Here is a 25,790-nt window from a genome sequence, read left to right as displayed (position 1 = left end):
GAGATTCAATATGGACATGAAGAAAATTGCTCTTGGTTCTGCGGCATTGGCTGCATTTGGTCTTATGGCATGTGGTGAAAAGCCTATCGAAAAGGGGCCTGCCGCCATTACCGCTAATTCGACTGACGATGAAAAGTTCGCCTATATGCTGGGTGCCCAGTTCGGTGGCCAGAACTTTACGATTATTCCGCGCCAGATGGGCGAAGAACTTTACCAGGACGCCGTAATCCAGGGTGTTCTTGACGATGTGAAGTCTAGCAAAGACACGAACTTCAAGCCCCAGATGATTCCTGATTCCCTGCAGGCTATTAGCCAGCGCTACTCTGCAATCGCCCGTAAGCGTTACGAAGAAACCCGCCCGGATAGCGCTATGATGGCTGAAGGCAATGGCGAAAAGATCAAGGCTTACGTTGACTCTGTTGCTCGTGCTCAGCCGATTGCCAAGGCTCCGGCTTCTACGGGTGCTGAAGTGACCATTAATGGCGATTCTCCGGACAACACCAAGTTCTCTTACCTGCTCGGTCTTCAGTTTGCCCACCAGTTTATTGGTATCGGCAACCAGTTCCAGACCGAATTCGACGTGGACTACTTTATTTTGGGTATCAAGGAATCTGCCGCCAAGGTTGCTGATTCTACTTACACGCTCCAGCTCCCGCAGGATTCGCTCAATGCCATTGGCCAACGCTACCAGCAGAAGTTGCAGGACCTGCGTGCTGCTGCCATCAAAAAGCAGCAGGAAGAAGAAGCCAAGCTTAAAGAAGAAATTGCACCGCTCCGTGGCGATACCCTTGCTAACGGTATGCCGCAGAAGTTCAATCTGAAGGTGAAGGCCACCAAGATTGCCGTGGACAAGGCCATTGCTACAGACCTCGAAAACCTCGAACCGTTTGCAAACAAGCCGCTCCTGGTTATGTATTTCTCTGCTACTTGCGGTCACTGTGCTCACGCAGCACCCGAAGTTCTTGCCATGGCTAAGGAATTTGCCCCGAAGGGCTTGATTACGCTCGCTGTGGCAAGCGGTGGCAACCAGAAGGTCGGCATCCGCAAGTTCATGGACAACGCCAAGTGGGACGAATCCATCAACGTGGTTTGGGACGAATCCCGCCAGTTCGGTGAACTCTATAGCGACGGCTACGTTCCGAAGGTCTACGTTGTGAACCCGGACGGCACGTACAAGATGTACACGGCATTCGAAAGCGAAAAGGAACAGCTCAAGAAGGACCTCGCTGATCTTGTCTCTGGCAAGAAGGTTGAATGGACCCCCGAAGCTCCGAAGACTGAAGAAAAGAAATAGTTGGTAGAACTTAGACCGCTCTGCTCTTAGAACTTAGATTTTTATTTAAGTTCTAAGCTCTAAGCTCTAAGTTCTAAGTTCTAGAAATGTCTCTAATCGCAGAATACGACGTAGTCGTTGTCGGTGGTGGGCACGCTGGTATTGAAGCGACCCATGCCGCCTGGAAACTCGGTGTAAAGACCGCCATGCTCACGATGGATATTAACGCCATCGGTCGTATGAGCTGTAACCCGGCCGTAGGCGGGGTGGCCAAGGGTCAGATTGTCCGCGATATCGATGCGCTCGGTGGCCTGATGGGCCTACTCACCGACAAGGCGGGCATCCAGTTCCGCATGCTCAATATGAGCAAGGGGCCGGCCGTGTGGGGCCCGCGTGCCCAGTGCGACATGAAGTACTACAGCGAAGTGGCCCGCGAAGTCATTACAAGCCTTCCGGGGCTTTCGGTGATTCAGGGGGAACTCGCTGCCTTTACGCGCATGGCCGACGGTCGCCTGGAACTCACGCTCCTGAACGGCGAACGCTATATTACCCGTTCGCTCGTGATTACGAGTGGAACCTTCCTTGCTTCCAAGATGTTTACCGGGCTCGAAACGAGCGTCGGTGGGCGAGTGGGCGAGCCCAGTGCAGATAAACTCTCGGAATGCCTTGCCCGCGAAGGAATTGCGCTCCGTCGCCTTAAGACGGGTACGCCGAGCCGCCTAGACCCCGATTCCATCGACTTTAACGAATGCGACGTGCAACGCGGAGACGATTCTCCGTGGCCCATGAGCGACCGTCATTTGGCAGAAACCGTTCCTGGCCGCGACGCCAATTACTTTTGGGGTGATGTCGCGAACAAATTCGTCCGCAATGACTGCGTGTGCTGGATTACGCGCACGAACCTGAAGACGCATGACATTTTGCGCAGCGGCTTTAAGGACAGTCCCATGTTCAGCGGTCGCATTCACGGCAAGGGCCCGCGCTACTGTCCGAGTATCGAAGACAAGATCAACCGCTTTGGCGACCGCGACGGCCACCAATTGTTCCTTGAACCGGAACAGGCGGATATCGGTCGCGTCTATATTAACGGCTTTAGTTCCAGCTTGCCGGCAGACATTCAGCTTGCAGCCATCCATACGATTCCTGGGCTCACGCGCGCCCGTGTATTGCAGATTGGCTATGCCGTGGAATATGATTCTGTAGACGCTACGCAGCTTTTCCCGACATTTGAATGCAAGAAGGTTCCTGGGCTTTATTTTGCAGGCCAGGTTTGCGGCACAAGCGGTTACGAAGAAGCTGCCGGTCAAGGACTCCTGGCTGGTATTAACGCCGCACTCAAGATTAAGGGCGAAGAACCTTTGATTCTAGGCCGTTCGGATAGCTACTTGGGCGTGATGGCCGATGATTTGGTGAACATTTTGCTCGACGAACCTTACCGCATGTTCACGAGTCGCGCCGAATACAGGCTGTTCCTCCGTAGCGATAACGCAGAAACTCGCCTCAAGGAACGCGCCCATAAGATTGGCATGATTTCGGATTCTGACTATGCCGACTGGAAACGCCGTCAGCAACTGATGGCGACCGCCCGCACCCGCATGACCGAAGAATCTGCAACGCCCGACCAGGCAAACCCGATTCTTGAAGCCGGGGGCCAGGCTCTTTCGACCGAACGTACCCGCTGGATCAATGTGTTGCGCCGTCCGGGAATCGACCCCGAGCAATTGTTCCGGACCGCGCTGCCGGACCTGAATCTGACTCGCCGCGACCAGTGGTTCATGTATGCCGAAGAAATCTATGCAGGATTCTTCGACCGGCAGGCCCGCGAAATCGACGACCAGAAGAAGATGGAATCCGTGCGCCTGCCCGTCGACTTTGACTACATGCAGGTGACCGCCGTGAGTATCGAAAGTCGCCAGCGCTTGAATGCCCACAAGCCGCTGACGCTCGGCCAGGCTAGCCGTGTTCCCGGCGTCCGCCCCGCCGACATTACCGTGCTTGCCCATTGGCTCGAAAACAAGAAATTGAACGGCTAGTGGTAGTCTAAAATCGCCTTTTTTAGCTTAAAAAAGCATAATTTTTAATTGCAAAACCTAGGAACAGGCGAAATTTTTACTATTTTTGCGCCGTCAAATTAACAATATTTCCAAGAGGTCTATTATGTCAGAAGAAACTGAAGTCAAATCCACAGAAGAAGTCAAGCCTCAGGAAACAAAATCCCAAGAAAAGAAGGCCCCGGCCAAGAAGAAGCGCCCCCTGAACGCCAAGCGTAAGGGTGCTCCCGCTCCCAAGAAACCGGCTGTCTTTAGCGATTCCCTGGAAGAACGTTTCCCCGCCCTCGCCGCCAAGCTCAAGAAGCAGATTGAAGACGGTATCAAGCAGAAAATCAAGGATGCCCAGAACGACCCGAAGGTCAAGGCTGCCTCTAAGAAATTCGCTGAAAAGTAATTCCGGATTTTCTTCGACAATTTAAAAGTACCGCAGATTTCGCTCTGCGGTATTTTTTATTCTGTCTAGCGAATTTGTCGGTTCGTCTTCTTTATTTTTAAAGTTGCGATTCTTTTATAGACAAATAAAAAGAAAGATTGTACATTTGTAAAAAATTTTCAAGGAGAAATCTAATGCGTAAATTGTTTGCTATTCTCGCTCTCGGTTGCAGCCTCTGCATGGTCGCTTGCAGCAGCGGTGGCAAGACTGTCACTCGTATCGACACTAATTCTACAACGGACCTTTCGGGTAAGTGGAATGACACCGACTCCCGCTTGGTGGCCGACGAAATGATTCTCAGCTGCTTGCAGAGCCCGAAGATCGAAAAGATTATCGGCGAAATGGGCCGTACCCCGACTGTCGTGATCGGTAAGGTTCGCAACAAGAGCCACGAACACATCAGCGTCGAAACCTTTATCAAGGACATGGAACGTGCCCTCTTGAATTCCGGTGCAGCTGACTTCGTCGCTAACTCTGCCGAACGTGCCGAACTTCGCTCTGAAGTTGCAGACCAGCAGGGTAACGCTACCGAAGAAACCGCCAAGGAACTTCACCAGGAAACCGGTGCTGACTGGATGTTGACCGGTACCATCAATACCATCGTGGACCAGGAAGGTGGCCAGTCCGTTATCTTCTATCAGGTGGACCTCGAACTCACCGATTTGCAGAGCCACAAGAAACTCTGGATGGGCGACAAGAAAATCAAGAAGTTCATCTCTAAGGATTCTGTGAAGCTTTAATCTGGGGCTTCATGCGTAACCTTTAAATAACCTCGGGCTCCGGGGTTATTTTTCTATCTTTGGACCCATGATCAGTATTACCAAGCTCTTGATGGATACCCCGAATTATGGGGATCAGCTGCGTTACGAACCCAAGGCCCATGAATGCAAGAACGGCGTTGCGCCGGGCCGTGGCCCTGTGGTGGTGTGGAACTGCACCAAAACCTGCAATCTGAGTTGCGTGCACTGCTATGCTCGATCCGAGGCCATTAAGTACCAGAACGAACTGACCCACGAAGAAGGCTTGGCTTTAATTGATCAGTTGGCCGATTTCAAGGTTCCGGTGATTCTCTTTAGCGGCGGTGAACCGCTTTTGCGCCCGGACTTTTTTGAATTGGCAAATTATGCAGCCTCTAAAGGTATTCGCCCGACAATCAGCACGAACGGTACCTGCATTACGCCCGATGTTGCAAAGAAACTCAAGGACATGGGTGTGGGCTACGTGGGCATTAGCCTGGACGGTTGCGAAGCGACCCACGACAAGTTCCGCGGCAAGGAAGGCGCTTACAAACTTGCTCTTCGCGGTATCCGCAACTGTGTGGCGACTGGCCAGAAGGTGGGCCTGCGTTTTACGATTACGCGCTACAACATGCAAGACTTGAACGCTATTTTCGACTTGCTCGAAGCTGAAAATATTGACCGCGTGTGCTTCTATCACCTGGTTTACAGCGGTCGCGGCTCTGCCATGGTTCAAAACGACTTGAATCACGATGAAAGCCGCAAGGTAATGGACTTGATTATTGACCGTACGCTCGACTTCAAGAAGCGCGGAATCAATAAGGAAATCTTGACGGTGGATAACCACGCCGATGCCATTTACCTGTATCGCCGTATGCTGCGCGAAGATTCTGCCCGTGCCGAGAAGGTGCTGGAACTCATCCGGCGCAATGGTGGTAACCGTAGCGGTATGGCCTTCGGTAACGTCGATAGCATCGGAAACGTTCACCCCGACCAGTTTACGCAGTATATTACACTTGGCAACGTACGCGAACGTAATTTCGGCGAAATCTGGAGTGACGAATCGAACCCGATTATGGCGGGCCTCAAGAACCGTAAGCCGATTCTGAAGGGACGCTGCCCCAAGTGCGCCTACCTGAATCTCTGTAACGGAAACTTCCGTACCCGCGCCGAGGCTGTAACGGGCGATTTCTGGGAACAGGATCCGGCTTGCTACCTGACCGACGAAGAAATTTCAAATGTGTAATGTGGAATGAGTAATTGATCATTTCACATCACTCATCGCACATTTCACATTCGTATGACAGAACTTGAACAGCATCTTCTCGCTATCATCCAGGACGCATTTCCTTTGGAAGAACGCCCGTATCTGGTGTTGGCGGAGCAGCTTGGCTCCGACGAACAGAGCGTTTTTGCCGCGGTCGAGAATTTGCGCCGGTCGGGTATAATCCGCCGTATTGGGGGAGTTTATGATTCCAAGGCGCTCGGTTTTATCTCGCGCCTGTGTGCAGGCAAGGTGCCGACGGCTACGACAGGGGCTGCCGACGATTCAGCCTTAGAGGCTTTCGCTGAAGTCATTAATCAAATTCCTGCGATAACTCATAATTATCTGCGCAGCCACGAATATAACGTGTGGTTTACGGTCATCGCCCAGTCCGAAGCGGAAATTCAAAAAATTGTCGATGAAGTTTGTGTGAATACGGAACTGCACGATGTCCATATCCTTAGTGCGACCGAGAAGTTCAAGATTAACACGGTGATGAAGGGCGCTGGAGCGCCAGCAAACAGAATTGCTGACGAAAAACGTCATTGCGAGCCGAAGGCGAAGCAATCTCCTGCCCACTTTTTATCCGCAAATGACAGAGTCCGTATTCGTATTGCCTGCAATGACATACCGCATACGCTCACCCCGTTCAAGGATTGGAACGTTTCTTGTGACGAACTCCGCGAAGACTTGGCGTTAAGACGGATGCGCCGTTTCGGGGCGATTCTTAGACATCAAGAGGCTGGTTTTGCTTTTAATGCGATGGTCTGCTTTGCGGAAACAGTAGACGGTAGACAGTGGTCAGTAGACAGGAACTCGGTTAATCCTGCTGGGGCAATTCTTGCAAGCAAGCCTTACATTTCGCATTGCTACAATCGTCCTGCTTTTGAAGGTTTCCCGTACACGCTGTACGCCATGATACATGCCCAGTCAGCCGAGGAACTGGAAAGCTATATTAAAGAGGCTGCCGAATCGATTGGCAACCCTGATTTTGCCGTTCTGAATTCCCTAAGAGAACTCAAAAAGACAAGTTTCAATTTCTTTGCTTGATTTGTAGCTAGAATTTAAATCCGATAGATCCGTAGAACATGCCTCGCTGGCCAAAGCTTAGGATGTTGATTATTACGGGGATGGTCGTTCCCATTTCAAAGCCGAGCAGTGTTAGTTGAAACATGGGAATCACTCCGTCTCCGTTGAAGGATACGCCCAAGTCCACTTCCATGAACGGGTTGAAGAATCCGGTTGAATTGAAATTCATTTTTGCCCTGGGCATAATCGTGTAAAGGGGCGTATTTTTAATCGGTTCGGCATAGTTGAATACAAGACCCGTTTCAAAAAATTCTCCGATCTTGTAACCATAATCGATGGATAGAGCGCCCAGGGTTCCAAAGGGGTCATCTCCGTCGAACATGCTGACGATTACAGAACCAAGCATTCCATAAAAGTCCGAAAGAGTAAGAATGCCGTAGCCGACGCTTATGGTGTGGCGTTTAAAAGGCGTCCCATCTTTGTTTACGAGGGTTGTTGTGTCAGCCGTCGATTCCTTGCTGGGAAGTTCAGTGTTGTTTTCCGTTTCATGGGCGAACGTGGTGGCCGCGAAAAACAGAATCAGGATGAGTGATATGATTTTAGTTTTCATCAGTTCCCTATTGAATTTTTGCTTTGATTCCGATTCGGTGGCCTGTTTCAAAGCCGTATAGCGTTCCTTCGTGAATTTCGTAGTTCAGCCCGAATCCAATAGGAATACTAACAATTTTAAAGTAACGCATGGCCTCGAGCTTCATTTTCATGCCGCGATACGTGTCTTTCATGCCGCGATAGGGCTTGTCGAGGTTCTTGTTTTCGGATTCTTCGATTCTGGCCTGGTACAAGAAGGTTTCGCTGAGTTCCCAGCCTGTGTTTAAAGAATCGTTCCAGCCGGGTTTCCACACAAGGGAGGCCTTGAACCCGATTTCGTCGCCAGGCTTGTATTTTTTGTCTTCGAGGAAGGTGTTATAGCGCATGGCTGTGCCCACAAGCAGACTCCTGGACACCTGCAATAAGGTGAAGGGTTCCACATTCAGCCGGTGGAATCGATTGATTTGTGAACCTTCGCCGGGCGGGAATTGCCAACCGAGATTCAAGCCCAAATAGGGGAGAATCATGCCTTTTGCACCAATGTATGTCTCGTTAAAGCCGTTCACGTGCAGGTTGCAGTAATTGTGAATGTAGCCTTCGGTGGAATACTCGTAGCTGTAACTCAAAAAGCGGAATGCGCCGTCAACATAAAGGCTTAGGCGCGGGTGCACAGCATATTCAGCCGAGACTTCCATATCGCCGCTGTAAATATCGTCGTCTAATTCGACCGTCCCTTGAACACTAAAGATCGTTGCAGGAGTAGCAATCGGATGCAGGCTCTCCGTAGCAAAGCATGCTACGGCGGTAAACAACAGAACGCACCCGAAGACTTTATTCATGTCAGGAAATATAATTTTTTTTGTGAAATATATTCCTTAAACAGATTTCGCGTCAGTGAAATCGCATGAGTGAAACTTTTAAAAGAATTATATTTCAGCTGATGCGTTTAATGGCCCGCAAAATAAATTCGTTCAAACTGTTTGCTGCAATCCTTTGCTGCATATCTTTGTCCGCATGTTATTGGGCCGAAACCGAAAGCAATCCAGATAGTCTTCCTATAGACGATTCCATGTATCCTTATGCCGGACTCCCGAGAATCGTAATTGAAACCGAAGACTTTGCAGGTGTTCGGGACCGTGAAACCGAAATTCCTTCACACTTGCAGATTTACGGCGAAAAAGCCCCCGAAAGCGAAGTCTACGAACTGACCGTGCGTGGTCGCGGCAATTCCAGTTTTAAAATGCCCAAGTATGGCCTGAAGCTGGAATTCAAAGACAAAGTAAAACTCTTTGGAATGCCCAAGAATCGAGATTGGGCACTGATTGCTAATTATGGCGACAAGACCCATTTGCGCAACTACATGATGACACGCCTTTCGGAATGGCTCGGTGCCAAGTATACGCCTAGAATGCAATTTGTTGAGCTTTATCTCAACCGCAAATATATGGGACTTTATCTGCTTTCGGAATCAATCAAAGTAGCAAAAAATCGCGTAAATATCGAAGAAAACGATACAACATTCCTGGTCGAAAAAGAAGATTCCAAAAAGTTTGATCCGCCCTACGTTCAGAGCGATAATGGTTATTATTACCACATCAAATCTCCGAAAAATCCGTCGCCCGAAACAGAAGAACTTTTGTTGGACCATATAAAGGCCTTCGAAAATTTTGCGATGCGCCCGTATAGGTACAACAGCAATGAAATCGTGCAATGGATTGATCTCGACGACTACCTTCTTTTTTATTGGGTGCATGAATATTCGAAAAACGAAGACGGCAACTTTGCTCGCAGCGTACACTTCACTTGGAAAAAAGGTGAACCGATTCACTTTGGCCCTTTGTGGGATTTTGATTTGGCCTTTGGAAATGCCTCCCGTGAACAGAACAAGGCGCCCGAAGAATGGTACATTCGCAGGTACCGCCTGAATTACTACATTCTCCAGAATTCCCTAGTCGATAGCGCTGCCGTTGTTTATTGGAAAGAACACCGTGAAACGTTCAAGGCTCTGATTGACAGCGTTCCGTTGTATCGTTCCATTATCGATAAAGCTATTGAAAACGAATACCGCCGCTGGCCTGTCATGAAAAATACCGAAAACTGGGCGCTCAAGGATCCTTATGATTCCTATGACGAGGCGGTTGAGACCATGATCGAATGGATGAAACAACGTTACCAGTGGATTGACAAAGAAATCGGCTATTGAGATTTTTCTAAATTTAGTCCATGCGTAAAATCTACATGGCAGGCATGAGCCACAAGGTGGCCGAAATCGCAGTCCGCGAAAAGTTCTACATCCCGATGGATGTCAAGACCAATGCATTGAGTAATTCTCCTTTTGATGAACTTTTGATTCTTGCGACCTGCAACCGCACTGAAGTTTACGTGGCCTCTGACCGCGACCTGTCCGATGCCGAACTTGTTCAGTACGTTTGCAAACTGGCGGGGCAGAGCTACGACGATTTTGCGAAATTCTTTTATTTTAAGTCGGACGACGAGGTGGCGCACCACGTGATGAACGTGTGTGCGGGTCTTGATTCGGTGGCAATGGGTGAAGACCAAATCTTGCACCAGATTGGCCGCGCCTACGAAACGGCGCACCAGTTGCATGCAACGGGCAATACCCTGAACAAACTCTTTCAGAGTGCCATTCACACCACCAAGCGCATCAAGACCGAAACCAACTTGAGCAAGCTCAGCTGCAATATTCCGTTCCTGGCCATGAAACAGGTGCAGCACACTTTCGACGACTTGGAAAATCGAACGGTGTACATTGTGGGCCTCGGTGAAATGGGCTCGCTTATGCTCAAGTACGTGCAAGAAAATACGACCAAGATTTTTGCAAGCAGCAAGACTTTTGCAAATGCCGAAAAGTATGCGGACGTGCTGACACCGGTGCGCTTTGAAGACCGCTACCAGGTGATTGGCAAGTGCGACGTGGTGATTCTTTGTAGTGCTTGCCAAGAACCGATTATCACGAAAGAGGAATATGCGAAGGCAATTGGGGACGTATTGACTCCTGAAGGAAATAACGCACCCAAGGGCGTGCTTGATGTCGTATTCGAACGCCATTGCAGCAAGGTGGCGGAACATCCGGGCGTGATCGCTAAAGCCAAGCGTCTAGTGATTGACTTGGGAAGCCCGCGCAATGCAGAATCTAACATTGGTGAACTTGCTGGCGTGCAATACGTTTGTGTCGATGACCTTGAAAAGGTCGTGTCTGAAAATCGCCGCCTGCGCATGATCGAGCTTGAAGCTGCCCAGAAAATTCTGAAAGAAGGCATCGAGGAATTCTTGCAGTGGATGCGTATGGACGAAGTCTCGAAGCAGATTAGCGTGCATGCCGAAAGAATGTTGAAGTCGGCGAACGAAGAATCCGAAAAATTGCTGCGCTCGATGCCGGATTTGCCCGAAGAAGACCGCCACCGCGTGCAAATGATGTACGAACGTTTTGCCAAAAAGATGGCGAATGATTTCTTGTACAAGGTCAAGGCCGAAAATTCGCCCGAAGATGTGCAAGTGTTCCTCAAGTGCTTGGGGGCTAACAATGAATGAATTGAAGCTTAGAGTCGCGACACGCAAGAGTGCCCTTGCCATGGCGCAGACGACATTGGTCGCCGAGGCGATTGCAGCGGCAAACCCTGGCCTGACTTATGAACTCGTTTCGATGACGACCGAAGGCGACCGCCGACTCGACAAGTCCTTGGCGAACTTCGGCGGCAAGGGCGTATTCATCAAGGAACTTGAAGTGGCGCTCCTCGAAGGCCGCGCAGACATTGCGGTGCATAGCCTCAAGGACATGCCTGCCGAAGTATTGCCCGAATTTAAGCTTGCTGCGGTTCTTAAACGTGAAGACCCGCGCGATGCATTTATTGCCCGTGGGGGAGTGGACGGTATCAAATTCATGGATTTGCCTGCAGGGGCCCGCGTCGGCACCGGAAGCATTCGCCGCGTGGTTCAGCTGAAGGCTCTGCGCCCAGATTTGGAATACGTGCCTATCCGCGGAAACATCCAGACGCGACTTTCCAAACTTGCAGAACTCGACGCTGTCGTGCTCGCCGCCGCCGGCCTCAAGCGCATGGGCCTTGCCGACCAAGTGACAGAATACTTTAGCACCGAACAAGTGCTCCCGGCATCCGGCCAAGGCATCCTCGCCATCGAAACACTTTCTCAGCTGCGTCATTGCGAGGGCAATAGCCCGAAGCAATCCATAGACGCAATTCTCGCGCGAGTCAATGACTCCGAATCGTATGCCATCGCCGTCGCCGAAATGGCTTACCTCAAGGCCCTCAATGCAGGCTGCCAGTTCCCGGTAGCAAGCTTCGCTGAATTTAGCGATGCAAGCACCCTCGCGCTCCGCGGCATCTACTGGGATGAATCTAGCAAACGCCTGCTCCGCGCTCAGGTTTCGCAGCCCCTAGACGCCTGCGCCGCCGACTCTGTTTCACAGGCCCGCGCCGCCGGCATCGCCCTTGCACAAAAAATCCGCGAACAACTTTAAATTTTTTTCAAGCTTTTTGCACCATATGAAAAAGTTCCAGTCGATTCGACTGGAACTTTTCGTTAAAGATGCATTAGGCTATTTGCAAACATCAATGGATTTGGTCACTTCATTGCCATCACCATCGACTCCTGTGTATGTGAACGTAGTCGACACCGATCCGTAAAGCGGTCCTATGGGGTCAGACCATTCTGTGTAATCCTTAGATGCATCTGTATCGTTTTGTGTCCAAATTGTGCGCACAGATGCATAGGATCTGCAGAATTCTTTTATTTTGTCAGCTCCATTGTATTCCTTGCTAAGGGTGGTTTGATACTCGCCATCATTTTTTACGACTACTGTTTTCCAATCAGCCTCACTTTCTCCATTCCAACGGAACTGATAATCAAATTGTTTGGTATAATCAGAATAGAGCATGGCATGATTTGGATAATTTCCTTCAACAATTAGCATAAATTCAACTGTGTTAACAGTAACAACTGTTCCTGTGATAGTTGCTGTATAGAAGACCTTTGCCTTCACCTTAGGCGTACTGAAAGGATATTCGTCACTGTATTTTGTGGAACGAGTCAAGATTTCTTCATTACTGTACTTGGTTGTATCATCACCACGAACGGCGGCTACGCGGTAAACAAAGTTGAGGTTATCTTCGCCTTCAAGGTTCATGTAATGCACATTCCTAGGAACAGTGCCAATGATTTCCCATTCGCCATTGAGTTTTTCCTTGACATCGACCTTTTGGATTACAAATTTTTCTTCTTTACACTTGCTATTCTGATTGTAATTCCAAACAAGTCTCCATACGTTCGGCGCAATTCTTTCTGGCGTAAGGCCGGACGGTACTACAAATTCGCCAGAACAGCCATCCGCGACGGCATTGGGTGAGTACTTCGGAACAACAATTGTTGCGGAGTATTCGGATAGACCTCTTGAATCCTTTGCCGCCACGCGATAAGTCATTTCAGGATCATCTGCGCTTACAGTAACGACGATGAAATGAACGCCTTTATTAGTGGTTCCTGCGTCTTTCCATTGTGGGGATGTTGCACTTGCGTCCAGTTTTTGGAGGACAAAACCCTTTGTTTCCGGACGATTTTCATTATTTGTGTATCCCCAAGTAATCTTATACTTGTTGCTACCCAAGTCTTCTACGGCGAGATTTGTCGGCACGGCAAGCGGAGTCTTATCCGTTGAGCTGTAAGATGTTCCGTCGTCAGTTACAATTGGAACTTGAATTTCTTTAGAGTAGTCAGAGAGTTTGCCTTCTTTATCAATAGCTGCTACGCGATAGAACTTTCCGCTGTTTGCCTTGTTGTTTGCCAATGCATCGATAACAATGACATGTACACCTTGTTTAGTTGTAGCAGCATTATCAGTCCAGTTGTTGTCACCGGGTTTCATACTCTGCAATACAAAACCATTTTCGGGCCTATCCTTGTTATCTGAATAATCCCATGTAAGCTGATACTTGCCTTCTGCAATCGAATCCAGCTGTAAATTGGTTGGGACAGCAAGTTCAATAGTCGGAGGAGGTACACTATAATCCTTATATGCAGGGATTTGAATTCCTTCAGAGTATTCAGATTTTCCATCTGCATCCTTAGCTAACACATGAATTAATTTCATGTGATCGGTTAATCCAACCGAGAATGTATAATAATGAACACCCTTAGAAAGAATTTTTACTTCTTCCCAATCAGTTCCGCTACCACCATCCAGATCATAGGTTTCCACGATGAAACCATTTTCGGGTCTTGCAGAATTTGTATAGTTCCAAGAGAGTTTCCATTTATTTTCACCAATGGAGTCAAGTTTCAAGGCTGTAGGAACGGCAAGTTCAATTGTTGCGGCAGGCTTGCTATAGTCAACATAGTCTGGAATCTGAATTTCTTCAGAGTATTCAGACAAACCGTTTTTATCCATTGCGGCTACATGAACATAAAGCTTGCTATACTTGCCCTTTGAATTATCAAACACAAATACGCGAACGCCTTTGCTTGTTGTGGTCATTGCAGACCATTGAGCATTCGAAATCGTTAGATTAAGAGTGTCAATGACAAAACCATTTTCCGGTCGATCCGCCGAGTTAGTGTATTTCCAGGAAAGTTTCCACTTGTTTTCCCCAATGGAATCAAGAGTAAGGCCTTCCGGAACATTGAGCGGATTATTGTCCTTGGCAGAAACGCTGGCATTTTCGGTATACTTGGGCACCTGAATTTCTGCAGAATATACAGAAGTATTTTTCTTAGCGTCTAGAGCTGCAATGCGGAAGAAGCATCCTCCTTTCTGTTTTGCATCGACCTTGATAAGATGCACACCTTCTGCAACTTCCTTATAGTCTTTCCAAAGAAGTGTATCAGGGTGCAAGTATTGAATTTTAAAGCCTTTTTCCGGATTGGCCTTATTATTGGTATAGCTCCAAGAAATCTGCCAGATATTTTCACCAAGTGTATCAAGCTTAAGAGCTGTTGGCACGGCCAGGGTGTCATTTTTTACAACAGCGGTTGCTTCTTCAGAAATAGGCTTCGGAATCATGATTTCTTCCGAATAAGCAGAACGCTGTTTTCCGTCCGCATTCTTTGCTGCAATACGAATGTATTGTCCACCATATTTCTTAGAATCCATCAAAATATAATGAACACCTTGATTTACAGAGACTGCATCAGTCCATTTGACACCATCAGCTTCAAGGTTCAAAGCCTGCAGAACAAAACCATTCTCTGGATTTGCCTTGTTGTTTGTATAGCTCCAAGAAAGTTTCCACTGGTTCAGATTCGTGGAATCAACTTTCAGGTCTGTAGGAACCGCTAATTCTAGGGTCGAATTCGAATTAGAGGTGTTATCATCAGTTGCATTCGGGATTCTAATTTCTGCAGAGTATTCAGAAACACCGTTGGAATCCTTGGCAGCAACATGATATATAAGCCCACCCTTCTTGGTTCCGTCAATTTTTATTACATGAACACCTTTATTCGTAGATGTTTCATCTTTCCATTTAGGACTTTCATCATTTAGATTAAGTACCTGTAACTGGAACCCATTTTCAGGTCGATTAGAATTATTTTCATAACTCCAAGAGAGTTGCCATTGATTATTTCCGAGTGTATCGAGTTTAAGGTCCGTCGGAACAGCGAGTTCTGCGCTCGCAGACGTAGAACCAGTTCCAGCAGTGCTGACCTGAATCATGTCTGTGGGTTTAGAAGTTCCACATTGATCCTTAGCCATGATTCGATAATACTTTCCGGCCTTTGTTTCACCGACTAAATTGAACATTGTTACGTCGGCACTGGTAGAATCAAGAGTTTTCCATTTCGGGGTCTTGTCGGACATATTTAGCGTTTCAATGATGAACGCTTCTTCAGGACGTCCTTCAGTCTCTATATAATTCCAAAAAAGAATCCACTTATTATCACCATTCTTGACGACACTCAGGTCTGTTGGAAAGGCAAGGGTTGTTGACACAGTGTCGCAACCAATTTTTGCCTTGGAAGAAGAAGATGATGATACTTCGTCATTTGCAGAAGATGTTCCCTTTTTTCCTATCGATGAAGACGATAAATCTTCATCTTCAGAAATTGGATTTAAGGTATCATCATCTGAAGAAATGGTATCTGAACATGCGGTAAAACCACAAAAAATAGCAGTGGTTATCCCCAGTTTCCAAAATGTGGATTTATTCATATTTCCTCCAATGGAAAAATTTATTTACCTAAAATATAACTCTTTGGCAAAAAAAGGGGCAAGAAAATTTATTTTTTTGTGTTTTTTATCGTTTTTAATGACACTTTTATGATTTTTCTCACTTTTTGCTAGATTTTGCCCCGTGAATCAGAATCCCTTCGAACTCGTCAAGACAAGCGACAAGAGCAAAGCCCGCCGCGGACGAATCCGCACGGCCCACGGCACAATCGAGACGCCGATTTTTATGCCAGTGGGCACGCTCGCGAGCGTAAAGGGACTTTCGTCGCGGGACCTGCGCGAAATGCAAGCGCAGATTATTCTCGCGAATACGTACCACCTGTACCTGCGCCCTGGCACCAAGCTCATTGCCGAGGCGGGCGGCGTGCAAAAGTTTATGGGCTGGAACAGCCCCATGCTTACCGATAGCGGCGGATTCCAGGTCTGGAGCCTCAAGGATTTTCGCCACATTACCGAAGACGGCGTGGAATTTCGCAGTCATCTGGACGGCTCGCATCATTTGTTCACGCCGGAATCGGTGATGAAGGCCCAGCGAGAAATCGGCGCCGACATCATCATGGCTTTTGATGAATGCACGCCTTACCCGAGCACCGTCGAGGAGGCCTCGCATTCGCTGGACCTGACGCTCAAATGGACCCGCCGCGCCATGGAATGGCTCGAAAAGAACCCGCCGCTTCACGGTTACCCGCAATTCTTTTTCGGGATTGTGCAGGGCGGCATGCACAAGGAACTCCGAAAAAAATCCATCGAGGCGCTCAAGGAACTCGCTCCCGACGGCTACGCGATGGGCGGGCTCTCCGTAGGCGAACCCGTAGAAACCATGTACGAGATTGCGGATTTTTGTACCGACTATTTGCCCGAAGACCGCGCCCGCTACGTGATGGGGGTGGGCACGCCCTGGAATCTGCTTGAACTTATCAAACGCGGGGTCGATATGTTCGACTGCATTTTGCCCGCGAAAAACGCGCAGGACGGCCTCGTTTATACCAGCAGGGGAGTGCTCCGATACAAAAATGCCAAGTTCGCGCACCAGCACGATGCGCCGCTGGACCCGGAATGCGACTGCTACTGTTGCCGCAACTACAGCCGCTCCTACCTGCGCCACCTATTCAAAGCCAAGGAACCCCTCGGCTGGACGCTTTCCACCATCCACAACCTGCATTTCTATTTGCACCTGATGCAGCTGGCCCGCGACCACATCGAGGCGGGCGATTTCGAGGAATGGTCTGCCGAAATTATCCCGCAACTCCAGCGCGACGCAGAATAAAAGTTACTGTTTACTGCTGTATTCGCAAGGTGTAAAAAAATTATTCCTTGCGACAAGAAAAATTGTATTTTCTGAAAGATGATAAACTTTAAGAGTCCAGAAATTTCTGATTGGGCTGCGGCGGCAAAGGCCGTGGCCGATTCGGGCTATACCGGCAGTGACGCAAGCTTCGCGAACATTTTCCTGCTACGGCAAAAGTACGGCACACAGATTGCGCTGCAAGATGGGTTCCTTTTCCGCTATTACAACGGGCAAGGGAGCCGCAGGGGCTATGCTTTTCCGCTCGGGTCGGGGGAGCCGCAAGCAGCTCTTGCACGTATTGTCGATGATGCCCGCGAATCGGGCCGTCCGCTGGAATTTTGCTTGGTCGACGAGCCGCGGGCACAGATTTTGCGGGAATATTTTAAGACAGCTGGGTCGAACGGCGCAGAACCGTCCCTTCATTTTACAGAAAACCGCGGCGACAGCGACTACATCTATTCTGCCGAAAGCCTTGCCACCTTGGCCGGAAACCAGTACAAGAAAAAGCGCAACCATGTTTCCCGATTTAACAGGACTTACTCGGACTACGAAATTCGCCCGCTTACGCCTTCGAACTTTGCGGATGCGCTTGCGGTCGAAAAGAGCTGGCTCAATATCGAAACCTTGGGCGAAACCAGCGACACCGACTGTGAATGCACCTGCGAATGCCGCGAAGCCGCTTGGGCGGAACGCTCCGAAGATGAAAAATCCAGACTCTCGGAATACTGCGCTATCCGCGAGGCACTCGAAAACTTTGATGCTCTCGGCATGAAAGGGGCGGTGCTCTATATTGGCGGAGTTCCCGCTGGCATGACGATGGCTTCAGAAATTTTGCCCGGCGTCTGGGATACGCATTTTGAAAAGGTCATCGACGAATACGCCGTAAATGGCGGTTATGCGATTATAAACAAACTATTTGCCGAGCGTCTTGTGGCTGCAGGTGCCCGCCTTATCAACCGCGAAGAGGACATCAACATCGAAGGCCTCCGCAAGGCAAAACTCTCGTACTACCCGCAGACTATATTAGACAAGTCCCACATCGTCATTCTGGAGGGGTGAAACCCCGATAGAATCCATAACATTTAAAGACAAATGCTATCCTCCATCCTCTCCAAAAGTCAATGCGCCGCCTGCAAGTTCTGCTGTTCCTTCCGCAGGCAGAGCCTCTGGGAAACGCCGCTTTTCCCGCCTGAAGTCGCCGAAAAACTCAGCAAGCCTAACGAATACGGTGTGGTGGGGGAGTTCCGCGACGGTCAAGTTATTCTTGGCGGCTACAAAACCGATGACCCCGAAGAAGAAGTTCCCTGCACCTTCCTGGACCCGCACAAAGGCTGCGTTTTAAAGCCCGGAGACAAGCCCTTCGACTGCTCCATCTGGCCACTCCGCATCATGCGTAAAGACGGCGAACTCGTCATCGCCCTCACGCCCACATGCCCGAGCATCGGCGCAGTTCCAAGTCAGGCACTCGTCAATCTCGTAGAAAACAGCCTCGGCGATAAAATTTTTGAATACGCCAAGACGCATCCGGAAATCATCAAGGAATATCGCGAAGGCTTTCCGATAATTTAATCCGATTGCGTTTTCACGCCTTTAATGCGAACCAAGTGACAAGGCAATCTTCTTGCACTTGGCGATTTCTTTGGACGTAAGGCCTTTACTCTTGTGGGTTCCGCCTTTTTGAATCACACCTGCAATCTTGAATCCGCTCCAGCAAAGCACTTCTTTCAGAGCGCGGACGGTACCGGCCGACTGCTTGAAAATCAGGTTGAATGGCCATTGGGTAGTGCATGTCGTCACAATGACAGCCTTCTTTCCCTTTAACAGTGGAATCGGGTAATCGCGTTCGCTGTGGTCCATCATGCCGTAAACCCAGCGGTCGAATAGCATTTTGAGTTGCCCCGTCATGTTGCCCCAGTAGCATGGCGAACCGACCACAAGGGCGTCGCATTCTTGCACCATGCGCAGAATCCGTTTCGCGTCGTCCTCCGGCATCACGCAATCGTGAGCGCTGCGACATTTCATGCAGCCAATGCACGGGCGAAATTCCAACTTGCAGACATCAATGATTGTCACCTCGGTGCCCTTTTCGAACAAGGTATCGCCTATGATATTCAGCATCTGGCTGATGTTTCCGTCTTTGCGCGGACTCGCATTCAAAATGACCACTTTTCTCATTGTGTCTCCATCCAAAAGAAACGTTCTTCTATAAAACTTTCCCTTGTTAAACACCTCAGAATCTACAAAATGTCACTTAAAAGCAAAAAATCCCGGGCATTGCTGTCCGGGAGAATCTTTTATGGATTGCTTCGCCTCTTTGAGGCTCGCAATGACGTTTTTCTACTTAAACAGATTCTTCATCTTTTCAAGGAAAGACTCTTCCTGCGCGGTTTCCTTGTCGTGCCTGAGTTCCGCGAGTTTCTGGTAGAGTTCCTTCTCTTCGCGGCTAAGGTCCTTCGGGATTTCCACGCCGATGTTCACGTAGAGGCTTCCACGGTCGCCTCGCTTGTTCAGCGGGTACAGGCCCTGTTCGCGCAGGCGCAGAATGCTCCCGGCCTGAGTGCCGGCCGCAATCTTGATCTGCACTTCGCCACCGTCCAGCGTCGGGATGCGCTGCGTTCCGCCAAGCACCAGCTTGTGGACCGGAACCTTGATTTCGCAGTGCAAATCGTCGCCTTCGCGGGTGTAGAAGTCATCGGGCTTTTCGGCAATCACCGCCAGCAAGTCGCCGCAGGCACCGCCGCGAGGCCCGCAGTTGCCTTCGCCACGCAGGTTCAGGTACTGGCCCTCGGCAACGCCCGCCGGAATCTTGATGGAAATCTCTTCCGTTTCCTGCACACGGCCTTCGCCATGGCAGTTGCTACACGGTTTCGCGATAACTTCACCCGTACCATTACAGGTGGGGCAGGCGCTCTCGGAAACCATCATGCTCCGGAATCCGCCAGATACGCGACGCACGCGCCCCGTACCCTTACAGGTTTCACAAGTCTTGATGTCAGTGCCGCCCTTGCCGTTACATTCCGTACACGGCGTATAGCGTTTCAGGCGAACCTTCTTGGTGCAGCCTTCGAAGATTTCCTTGTAGCTGAGCGCCACCTTGATCTGCAAATCGTTTCCGCGCGGAGGACCGGCCTTGCGAGCACCGCCACGACGGCCACCGCCGCCAAAGCCGAATCCGCCACCGAAAATATCGCCGAATTGCGAGAAAATGTCGTTGAGGTCGAAGCCAGCTCCACCAAACCCGCCGCCACCAAAGCCGCCACCGGGGGCGTTAAAGCCGAACTGGTCATACTGCTTACGCTTCTCGGGGTTGCTGAGCACGTCGTAGGCCTCGGCAGCCTCCTTGAACTTCTCTTCGGCTTCCTTGTCGCCCGGGTTCTTGTCCGGGTGGTACTTGATGGCAAGCTTCTTGTACGCGTGCTTGATCTCGTCAGCACTTGCGTCCTTGCCGACGCCTAGAACTTCGTAATAATCTCTTTTTTCAGCCATTTTTCGCTCGCTTTGCTCGCAGGTCGGTCGCCTAACGGCTCCCTTTGAGCAATGAGGTCGTGCCTAAAGGCACTTTGAGGTCGGGGCTAAAGCCCCTTTGAGGTTAAATTCTATAGCAAAAAGGTGTTCCCGGTCAAAAAACGGGGAAACACCATTTAAGAGATCGCTTTCAAGGCTCACTCCTCAGAGCGCAGCGTCCTCAAAGCGAGCTTGCGAGCGACCTCACGCCTATTAGTCAACCACTTCCGCGTCGACGACTTCCGGGCCATCGCCCTTCTTGTCGTTCTTCGGCTGTTCAGAAGCACCCGGCTGCGGACCCGGCTGGGCCTGGTTTGCACCGGCGGCCTGGGCCATGGAGCTGATCATGCCCTGGAGCTTGTCCATGGCGGCCTTGATCTCTTCCTTGGTGCCGTTGTCCTTCTTGGCCTTGATATCGTCGATAGCAGCCTGCAGCTGGCTCTTGGTGTCAGCCGGGAGCTTGTCGCCAAATTCCTTCAGCTGACCTTCGGCCTGGTAAGCCATCTGTTCGGCCTGGTTCCTGATGTCCACTAGTTCGCGCTGTTCCTTGTCCTTGGCAGCGTTGGCTTCGGCATCCTTCACCATCTTGTTGATTTCGTCTTCAGACAAGCCGCTGGAAGATGTAATCTTGATGGACTGTTCCTTGCCGGTTTCCTTGTCCTTGGCAGACACGTGCACAATGCCGTTTGCGTCGATATCGAAGGTCACTTCGATCTGCGGTACGCCACGCGGCTTCTTCGGAAGGTCGGTCAAGTCGAACTTGCCGAGCGTACGGTTGTCGCGGGCAAATTCGCGTTCGCCCTGCAACACGTGAATCGTCACGGCCGGCTGGTTGTCTTCGGCGGTAGAGAACACCTGGCTCTTCTTGGTCGGAATCGTGGTGTTACGGTCGATGAGCTTGGTCATCACGCCACCGAGAGTCTCGATACCCAGGGAAAGCGGGGTCACGTCGAGGAGCAACACGTCCTTCACGGAGGAGTCGCCGCTAAGCACGGCACCCTGGATGGCGGCACCGATAGCCACCACTTCGTCCGGGTTCACAGTCTTGTTCGGTTCCTTGCCGAAGAACTTGCGCACAGCTTCCTGCACGGCCGGGATACGGGTAGAACCACCAACCAAGATGACTTCGTCGATTTCGCTCAAGGAAAGACCGGAGTCCTTGATAGCCTTGCGGCACGGTTCCATGGAGCGTTCCACCAGGTGGGCGGTCAGCTGGTCGAACTTTGCACGGCTGAGCGTGAGGTCCAAATGTTTCGGGCCCGAAGCGTCGGCAGTGATGAAGGGGAGGTTGATGTTCGTGGAAGTCGTGGCAGAAAGGTCGATCTTCGCCTTTTCCGCGGCGTCCTTCAAACGCTGCAGGGCCATCTTGTCCTTCTTCAGGTCGATGCCCGGATTGTCCTTCTTGAATTCGTCGTTGATCCAGTCGATAATCACTTCGTCGAAGTTGTCACCGCCGAGCATCGTATCGCCGTTGGTGGCCTTCACGCTGAACATGCCGTCGTCGATTTCCAAAATGGAGATATCGAACGTACCGCCACCAAGGTCATACACGGCGACCTTTTCGCTCTTCTTGGAGTCAAGACCGTAGGCGAGGGCGGCTGCCGTCGGTTCGTTCACGATACGGAGCACTTCGAGGCCAGCAATCTTGCCGGCATCCTTCGTAGCCTGACGCTGGGAGTCGTTAAAGTAGGCGGGGACCGTAATCACGGCCTGCGTCACCGGCTGGCCCAGGTAGTCCTCGGCAATCTTCTTCATGGTCTGGAGAACCATGGCGGAAATCTCCGGAGGAGCGAACTGCTTGTCGTCCACCTGCACGCGGACCGGGTCGGAACCCGAGCCCACCAGCTTGTAGGGCATGTTCTTTTCGGCAGCGGAGCATTCGCCAGCCGTACGACCCATGAAACGCTTGATGGAGTAAATCGTCTTTTCGGGGTTGGTGATGGCCTGGCGTTTTGCCACGTGGCCTACCAGACGTTCGCCGTTCTTGCCGAAAGCGACAATGGACGGGGTGGTGCGGAAACCTTCCGCGTTAGCGATCACGACCGGCTTGCCGCCTTCCATCACGGACACGCAGCTGTTGGTCGTTCCCAAGTCAATACCGATAATCTTGCTCATAATGAGTCTCCTATTTTAAATTCTTGCCGCCCGCGAATCAATCTGAACGGGGCGATTTTTACGCCCATACATAAGCAAAACCCGTGCCAAATACTAATAACAGGCAAAAAACGGCCATTTCGTTTCGTTCTGAAACAAGAAAAGCCCCTAAATCGGGGCAAAAAAGGTGTGTTTCATATTAAAACGGTGGTGGGGGAGGAATCCCCCTGCCTTCAGCCTTGCCCTTCTGTCACCCTGGAGCGCAGCGATAGGGTCTAGGGCAAGTCTTTCGTCACCCCCTCGCCTAAGGGGTTCCACCCCCTAAAACCCCCAATTCTTTTTCAAAAATGTATATTTCAGCAAAACGGAAGTTGAGGGATAGATGATATTTCGAAAGATCGTAGTGACCGCAGCAATCGCTTGCCTAGTTTTTGCTTTTACCGCCTGCAGTGACGACGACAGCAGCAGCTTCGTTGAGCCGGAAAAGGAATCTTCGTCTAGCGAAATCCTGAGCAGCAGCGACGGGACCAGTGACGGCAATGGAGACAAATCCAGCAGCAGCGTCTCGTCCTCATCGACGAACAGTTCGTCTTCTGCGAAATCAAGCTCTTCCACCGACTCCAAGAGCAGTTCTTCGAATGGATTGATTCCGGAATCTTGCGAAGAAAAGGATGAGAATCGTATTTTGACCATTTATGATACTGGGGAGAGATATGTTTGCAAGAGTGGTCAATATATCAAGATTGAGTCCAGCAGCTCTAGTAAAGTAAAGAAAACGTGTTCCGCAGATGAAGAGGGTACAACTCGGAGAGAGGATGGGGTGCGATTTGTCTGCGAAGATGGATATTGGGTCCCAGTGGAATCATCCAGCTCATCTAAAGTCAGTAGCAGCAGCTACTTCGACATGACGGAGCAATTTAACGAGAAAGTGTCTTACGGTGAGTTCACGGACCTGCGCGACGGACACAAGTATCGTACGGTGAGCATGTATGATGATAGTTTTGAGAGAACCTATGTTATCTTTGCCGAAAACCTGAATTATGGCAAGATGGTGTCGGGCGGTACGGTGCAGGGCGATTCCACGAAGTACTGCTACGATGACGACTCGTGGTACTGCGAAAACGGCTGGGGCGGACTCTATACCTGGAGCAATGCAATGGGCTTTCCTGCCGTATGCGACAGTGTATCTATCAGTGCGGAGGCCTGTTCGCAAAAATTTGTTTATCCAAGTGGATATGGACAACCCCAGAACTATGTCCAGCATCAGGGAATCTGCCCGGATGGCTGGCATATTATGAATTCTGGCGAATGGGCGCATTTAGACCAGAGGACGGGGGGGAGTGTCGCCCACTATATGGGCTCGAAGGTTGCGGGCTTCAGTAACGAAAACTTGTATGGAATGTCCTTGCTGCCAGCAGGCTATTGGAATCCTGTGGCTCTAGAGTATGGATACATTTCAAATTCTGCGTTATATTGGCTGCCGCAACAATATCCAGAATATGATGATTGTTCATATCGAGTTGCGATTCGAACGAATGAGTTTAATAGAACCTTTAGAGGTTTAAAAACGCAGGGCTTTTCTGTCCGCTGTGTAAAAAATTACTAATTATAACAAGATTTTAAACAAATTAACAAAGCCTTTTTGGAAAAAGGCTATAGGGGTTATATGTCTAAACTCAACAAGAAGAATAAAAAGTCCAAGAAAAACAACCGTAAGAATTACAAAATCGAGTCTCTGGAACCGAGACTCTTGATGTGCACTGTTGTGGTATTAGAATAAAAAGGAAGTTAGAATGAAAACAAAAAGTCTTTACTTTTGCGTAGTCTTGATGACCGTTATGGCGATTGTTGCCTGTGATGACAGTTCCAGCGGTGCCGGACCGGACCCGGTAGCGGAAGTGTCGTCTTCCAGTGGCGATGACGCAATCTCCTCGAGTTCTGTTACGGATAAAGGAACGTCTTCCGGTGGTAGTTCGGTCTCGTCAGGAAAAGAAAACAGTTCTTCCTCTGCAAAATCAAGTTCGTCTACGGACTCCAAGAGTAGCTCTTCGGCAACATCGAGCAGCTCGGTGTCGATTGCTGACCAAAAGATTCCATGTGATATGCCGGAACATGCGATTTACCTTATTGGGAATGAAGAGTTTGTTTGTAAAGATAGTGTTCTTGTCCCTTACATTCCGCCTTCTAGTAGTAGTTCTTCTAGTGCAAAGACTTATCCGTACAAGGATAAATTCAAAGAAGATAGTGTCTTTAACGAAGAAAAAACGTATGGAACTTTCAAAGATCCGCGTGATGGGCAGGAATATAGAACCATCGTTATAAAAACTAAATCTGCAACATCACCTGAGTTTGAAGTGTTTGCACAAAATTTGAATTATGGTACCCAGGTGAATCTTGGAACGACTGCTTTTGATGATAATGAGGTTGAAAAATTCTGCTATGACGATGATCCCTGGTATTGCGAGCATTATTTTGGGGGGCTGTACTCTTGGAGCGAAACGTTTGGACTCCCTAGGGCATGTGATAGTGTGTGGACAGGTACAACGTCGAATTGTCCAGATTCTATAGCAACAGGAATAGATTCCGATTTTGATTGGGATTATCTTCAAATTCAAGGTGTGTGCCCAGATGGTTGGCACGTTATGAATGAAAACGAATGGCGGGCTATGATTCGTGGAGAAGTTTCTGCGCATCGATCCATATCGATTGCGTCAAATGGATATAATGAAAATGGATTTTCCGCTTTATTTGGGGGGGGGGCGTATAACGATCAAAAAGGACGCAGATATGATCATATTGGAAGGTATGGTCGCTTTTGGTTGCCAAAAGAAGCTTCTGATCAGCTTGTATACGAGATACATTTTGATCAATCAGAATGGGATGTTGCTCGGTTAGGAAAAGTTTATGGTCTGTCTGTCCGCTGTGTGAAGGACTATTCCTCATTGAGAACAAAATAAATCAGACTTTCTGTTAAAAAAAATGAATTAAAACAGGACTTTAAGGAAAAGTCCTATGGGAGTTATTTATGTCTAAGAAGAACAACAAGAGTAATAAGAAAAAGTCCACTCGTGGCAATTATAAAATTGAGACATTGGAACCTCGTTTGATGATGGATGCTAACAACACCTTGATTCACTAGTAATTTAATCACCAAAATTTTAACAATAAAATAAGGGCGTGAGGGGCATGCCCTAAGGAGAACCTATGTCTAAAAACAAGAAATCTATGAAAAATTCCAAGAAGCGCGTTAACAACTACAAAATGGACGCTTAAAGGTGTCTACGGCTGCGTTCGGTCATGCCCAAACGCAAGCGTTTTGACGTCTACGACGT

Annotated in this window: 20 protein-coding genes; 14 read left to right on the top strand and 6 right to left on the bottom strand. The window is 49.5% G+C overall.

Annotated elements, in window-relative coordinates:
* Positions 1 to 10: 10 nt before the first annotated feature.
* From B7988_RS13315 to B7988_RS13290, 6 genes are all read left to right on the top strand, one after another.
* Entirely contained in the window at positions 11 to 1,294 is a 1,284-nt protein-coding gene (locus B7988_RS13315) for an FKBP-type peptidyl-prolyl cis-trans isomerase N-terminal domain-containing protein (RefSeq protein WP_088658305.1), read from the top strand.
* 86 nt (positions 1,295 to 1,380) lie between these two features.
* Positions 1,381 to 3,306, top strand: coding sequence for a tRNA uridine-5-carboxymethylaminomethyl(34) synthesis enzyme MnmG (mnmG, locus tag B7988_RS13310; protein ID WP_088658304.1), 1,926 nt, complete (start codon positions 1,381 to 1,383; stop codon positions 3,304 to 3,306).
* A 124-nt stretch (positions 3,307 to 3,430) separates the two neighbouring features.
* Entirely contained in the window at positions 3,431 to 3,718 is a 288-nt protein-coding gene (locus B7988_RS13305) for a hypothetical protein (protein WP_073054325.1), read from the top strand.
* A gap of 173 nt (positions 3,719 to 3,891) precedes the next feature.
* Complete coding sequence (locus B7988_RS13300) at positions 3,892 to 4,497, top strand: penicillin-binding protein activator LpoB (protein ID WP_073323854.1); 606 nt, start codon at positions 3,892 to 3,894, stop codon at positions 4,495 to 4,497.
* 67 nt (positions 4,498 to 4,564) lie between these two features.
* Positions 4,565 to 5,740, top strand: coding sequence for a putative heme d1 biosynthesis radical SAM protein NirJ1 (nirJ1, locus tag B7988_RS13295; protein ID WP_088658303.1), 1,176 nt, complete (start codon positions 4,565 to 4,567; stop codon positions 5,738 to 5,740).
* Positions 5,741 to 5,794: 54 nt separating this feature from the next.
* On the top strand, positions 5,795 to 6,808 hold the full coding sequence (locus B7988_RS13290) for an Lrp/AsnC family transcriptional regulator (RefSeq protein ID WP_088658302.1): 1,014 nt from the start codon (positions 5,795 to 5,797) through the stop codon (positions 6,806 to 6,808).
* Between the two features lie 7 nt (positions 6,809 to 6,815).
* On the opposite strand, the gene B7988_RS13285 is transcribed toward B7988_RS13290, so the two are convergent.
* Complete coding sequence (locus B7988_RS13285) at positions 6,816 to 7,397, bottom strand: hypothetical protein (protein WP_073323848.1); 582 nt, start codon at positions 7,395 to 7,397, stop codon at positions 6,816 to 6,818.
* Positions 7,398 to 7,404: 7 nt separating this feature from the next.
* Positions 7,405 to 8,214, bottom strand: coding sequence for a hypothetical protein (locus tag B7988_RS13280; RefSeq protein WP_088658301.1), 810 nt, complete (start codon positions 8,212 to 8,214; stop codon positions 7,405 to 7,407).
* A gap of 110 nt (positions 8,215 to 8,324) precedes the next feature.
* Between B7988_RS13280 and B7988_RS13275 the strand changes: the two genes are divergently transcribed.
* From B7988_RS13275 to hemC, 3 genes are read left to right on the top strand one after another with little or no spacing between them, the layout of a single operon-like run.
* A complete protein-coding gene (locus tag B7988_RS13275; protein WP_170930663.1) occupies positions 8,325 to 9,578 on the top strand; it encodes a CotH kinase family protein in 1,254 nt (417 codons plus the stop codon).
* Between the two features lie 20 nt (positions 9,579 to 9,598).
* Complete coding sequence (locus tag B7988_RS13270) at positions 9,599 to 10,927, top strand: glutamyl-tRNA reductase (RefSeq protein ID WP_088658299.1); 1,329 nt, start codon at positions 9,599 to 9,601, stop codon at positions 10,925 to 10,927.
* The gene (gene hemC / locus B7988_RS13265) at positions 10,920 to 11,873 is read left to right on the top strand and encodes a hydroxymethylbilane synthase (protein WP_088658298.1); all 954 of its coding nucleotides are present in this window, start codon (positions 10,920 to 10,922) and stop codon (positions 11,871 to 11,873) included. The genes B7988_RS13270 and hemC overlap by 8 nt, the downstream gene beginning before the upstream one ends.
* Before the next feature lie 78 nt (positions 11,874 to 11,951).
* Here the strand turns inward: hemC and B7988_RS13260 are convergent, their stop codons facing one another.
* Complete coding sequence (locus B7988_RS13260) at positions 11,952 to 15,554, bottom strand: fibronectin type III domain-containing protein (RefSeq protein ID WP_141225680.1); 3,603 nt, start codon at positions 15,552 to 15,554, stop codon at positions 11,952 to 11,954.
* Positions 15,555 to 15,696: 142 nt separating this feature from the next.
* Here B7988_RS13260 and tgt point away from each other — a divergent pair, with 142 nt between their 5' ends.
* From tgt to B7988_RS13240, 3 genes are all read left to right on the top strand, one after another.
* Positions 15,697 to 16,839 (top strand): tRNA guanosine(34) transglycosylase Tgt, encoded by a 1,143-nt coding sequence (tgt, locus tag B7988_RS13250; protein WP_088658295.1) that lies wholly within the window; start codon positions 15,697 to 15,699, stop codon positions 16,837 to 16,839.
* A gap of 78 nt (positions 16,840 to 16,917) precedes the next feature.
* Complete coding sequence (locus B7988_RS13245) at positions 16,918 to 17,919, top strand: phosphatidylglycerol lysyltransferase domain-containing protein (RefSeq protein ID WP_088658294.1); 1,002 nt, start codon at positions 16,918 to 16,920, stop codon at positions 17,917 to 17,919.
* Positions 17,920 to 17,952: 33 nt separating this feature from the next.
* A complete protein-coding gene (locus B7988_RS13240; RefSeq protein ID WP_088658293.1) occupies positions 17,953 to 18,429 on the top strand; it encodes a hypothetical protein in 477 nt (158 codons plus the stop codon).
* 21 nt (positions 18,430 to 18,450) lie between these two features.
* Here B7988_RS13240 and B7988_RS13235 read toward each other — a convergent pair whose 3' ends face one another.
* From B7988_RS13235 to dnaK, 3 genes are all read right to left on the bottom strand, one after another.
* On the bottom strand, positions 18,451 to 19,035 hold the full coding sequence (locus B7988_RS13235) for a flavodoxin family protein (RefSeq protein ID WP_088658292.1): 585 nt from the start codon (positions 19,033 to 19,035) through the stop codon (positions 18,451 to 18,453).
* Between the two features lie 162 nt (positions 19,036 to 19,197).
* Positions 19,198 to 20,346, bottom strand: coding sequence for a molecular chaperone DnaJ (dnaJ, locus tag B7988_RS13230; RefSeq protein WP_088658291.1), 1,149 nt, complete (start codon positions 20,344 to 20,346; stop codon positions 19,198 to 19,200).
* A 231-nt stretch (positions 20,347 to 20,577) separates the two neighbouring features.
* Positions 20,578 to 22,479 (bottom strand): molecular chaperone DnaK, encoded by a 1,902-nt coding sequence (gene dnaK, locus B7988_RS13225; protein ID WP_088658290.1) that lies wholly within the window; start codon positions 22,477 to 22,479, stop codon positions 20,578 to 20,580.
* Between the two features lie 361 nt (positions 22,480 to 22,840).
* On the opposite strand from dnaK, the gene B7988_RS13220 reads away from it, so the two are divergent.
* Together B7988_RS13220 and B7988_RS13215 are read left to right on the top strand one after the other, a co-directional pair.
* The gene (locus tag B7988_RS13220; RefSeq protein ID WP_088658289.1) at positions 22,841 to 24,064 is read left to right on the top strand and encodes an FISUMP domain-containing protein; all 1,224 of its coding nucleotides are present in this window, start codon (positions 22,841 to 22,843) and stop codon (positions 24,062 to 24,064) included.
* A 187-nt stretch (positions 24,065 to 24,251) separates the two neighbouring features.
* Positions 24,252 to 25,415, top strand: a complete 1,164-nt coding sequence (locus B7988_RS13215; protein ID WP_088658288.1) for an FISUMP domain-containing protein — start codon at positions 24,252 to 24,254, stop codon at positions 25,413 to 25,415.
* Positions 25,416 to 25,790 lie beyond the last annotated feature (375 nt).

Source organism: Fibrobacter sp. UWB1 (assembly GCF_002210325.1).
Classification (GTDB): domain Bacteria; phylum Fibrobacterota; class Fibrobacteria; order Fibrobacterales; family Fibrobacteraceae; genus Fibrobacter.
The sequence above is the reverse complement of the archived record's forward strand: the minus strand, read 5'-3'. Positions and strand labels throughout refer to the sequence as shown.